Here is a 2677-nt window from a genome sequence, read left to right on the forward strand (position 1 = left end):
TAAAGTTAACAACCCTTTCAAGTCATTTTTAGCACCATCTAAAAAGAATTGTCGTCGTTGCATTTTAGATACTACAGAAAATCCTCCTTGATGGTTACTAATTTGTGAGATGTAAGGATGTAAATAACTATGCTCACTGCTATAAATCAGTATATTTAAGGTAGGATATTCTAAAAATAAAGTATTTAAAATTTTTAATGTAGGAACAACTGATTGAATACCCTTAATATTTCCAAATTGTAAATCTAAAACCACCAGTGAGGGAATTTCTAAGGTTAGACGTTCGAGAAGTTTGTCAGGAGTTTCTAAAACAAGACAAAAGGCAGAAGGATAAACTTTTTTTAAGAATATACAGTTATTTTGAGCTACTTCGGGATGATCTTCTACTATGTAAAATAAATAATTTTCTGTTTTTGTCATTTTGTTTTACAATTATTTTTGGTTCTACCAAGTTTGTTATCTAACTGTATCAATTTTAACAAAACACATGACCATAGAATAAGTTTTATCATTCATTTCGCATAATACAATTGGGAGAACCATTATTATTTTTATCTTTCATACTCAATTTCTTGTTGATAAATCACTCCTCTTTTTGTTGTTTGAGTAATAGTAATTAAATGTTTTAATTGATAACCAGAATCAGCTTTTAACCAAGGAAATAAATCTTTTCCTAAGTTCAATGTATATTGATAATTATTAACTGTCACACTTCCCGTAGGAAATTTATCGGGTGGAAGATTAAATACCACAGTATCACGCTCTTGATAAATACCATCATTTTGTTTAATAAAAGTAGTAATACTAAATTTCGTATTGGTTAATAACTCTCTAACTTTTCCGTTATCAATTAGGATTAATTCATAGGGTTTTTTCTCAGCATTATTATCAATTACTTGGTAAGATTCAACTCGACTTGGTTCAAAACCTCCTGTTATCCTTAAAGTCGTTATATTGCCTTCTGTTTTTGTTTGATATTCGATCGTACCCGGAATATTAGCTTCTAAAGACATTTTCGGAGTAGTACCATCTAAAACTATTTCCCCTCCTAACTCAATATTGTTAATTTCTAGTTGGGTAGGAGTTTGTTTGGCAGTCCACAGAATACGATAACTAAGGTTAGCAGTAGATAAAAGATAAGTATAATTGTTGGGTACACGAGAGTTAGGGTTAAGTAAAGACTGTAATCCTTGTCGATTTACCCAAATATTCTTAGTTAAATCAATTTTTTTACCGATTAAATTAGCTAAAGAATTACTATAACTAACATTTTCTGTCGGAATATCCATTCGGGGAATTAACCACACGTTACCATATTTACCGTTATTTCCATTACTGCCATTATTGCCATTTTGTCCTGATTTACCTGATTCTCCTGAATAATTTTCTGTGGAAGTTACCCCTAAATATTTCCATTGATAAGTCACATTGCTATAAAGATTAGGGCTAGGGGGAGTATGGGATTGAGCATCAATATTTTGTACTCCTGTGCAATAGGTAGTTTTATTATCATTAGGATTATTTTGCCATTTAGAATCAGCAATATCGGTTCTTTTTAGCCATAATTCCCATTCACAGTATTTGACTTGCCAATGAGGTATTGTTATTTGACAACCATTACCGCCATTACCCCCTCTTCCACCATTCCCACCTTTTGCGCCAGAGTTATCCAGAGTAATTTTTTTAAGATTAGCGGTATCAGTATAAAAAATAGTGGCATTACCACCGTTACCACCATTACCACCATTACCACCACTGCCACCATTACCACCATTCGCACCTCTGAGAAAATAGGGAGGATTTTGGGGTTGTTCGCAGTTAAAGGCGTTATTTCCGTTTTCTCCATCAGTAGCATCTTCTCCGTTAGTACCTGAGATATCTATGGTTTGGCTATTACCATCGGCGATAATCTTACTATCGTTATTATTTCTACCGTTTCTACCATCTATTCCATTTCTGCCATCATTGCCCGGTTTTCCGAATCTACGCACTTCTTGGCTAGAGGCAATACTATTTGATAGTAGTAAAAAGGAGATAGATAGTAATGTGGTTATGGTTTTATTCATGGATTGATAAAAATTAAAGAAAAGAGGGATTGAAAAATACCCATTTCTCCGCACCATTTCGTGATTAGGAAAAGATACTATGCGATTGATCGTTACACCAATTTCCCCATTAAAGATCGTAACCATGACATTGAAAAGCCATAATCAATGCACCAACGACTGGACCTTGACCTTCTGGATTCGCAATATCTAAACATAATCCACCAAATTCTGTAGCCCGAATTGTCCCATCATTATACCGTTGAAACCTTTGATTAGCTCCACCATGACATTGAAAAGCTATAACCGATGCACCATTGACTGGACCTTGACCTTCTGGATTTGCAATATCTAAACAGAGATTCATCGACGATCTAGCTTGAATCATCATTCCTCCCGCATGAGCTGGGGTAATAACATTACCTAAAATAGCTAAAGTTCCCAATGCTGTAGATAAAACTTTTTTCATCGCTTTAACTTTCCTCTTTGATGATTTCTTTTTGACTGATACACCCCAGTATAAAAATTTGATTTGAGAATATCTTGCGTAAACCCGCAAACTTTTTGCATAAAATCGCAAAGTTATTTTTGGATTCGATAAAAAAAGAGCTTTATTTTCTAAAACTCTTGTC

General features: G+C 33.8%; 2 protein-coding genes and 1 pseudogene. All 3 read right to left on the minus strand.

What is annotated here, in order from left to right:
• Positions 1 to 420, minus strand: a pseudogene (locus FWJ34_RS19080) (DNA-binding response regulator); the annotation flags it as partial.
• 131 nt (positions 421 to 551) lie between these two features.
• On the minus strand, positions 552 to 2066 hold the full coding sequence (locus tag FWJ34_RS19085; protein ID WP_308256908.1) for a hypothetical protein: 1515 nt from the start codon (positions 2064 to 2066) through the stop codon (positions 552 to 554).
• 109 nt (positions 2067 to 2175) lie between these two features.
• The coding region (locus FWJ34_RS19090; RefSeq protein WP_308256909.1) for a ricin-type beta-trefoil lectin domain protein at positions 2176 to 2677 on the minus strand (502 nt) is incomplete at its 5' end.

The organism is Geminocystis sp. GBBB08, from assembly GCF_016743215.1.
Lineage (GTDB): Bacteria > Cyanobacteriota > Cyanobacteriia > Cyanobacteriales > Cyanobacteriaceae > Geminocystis.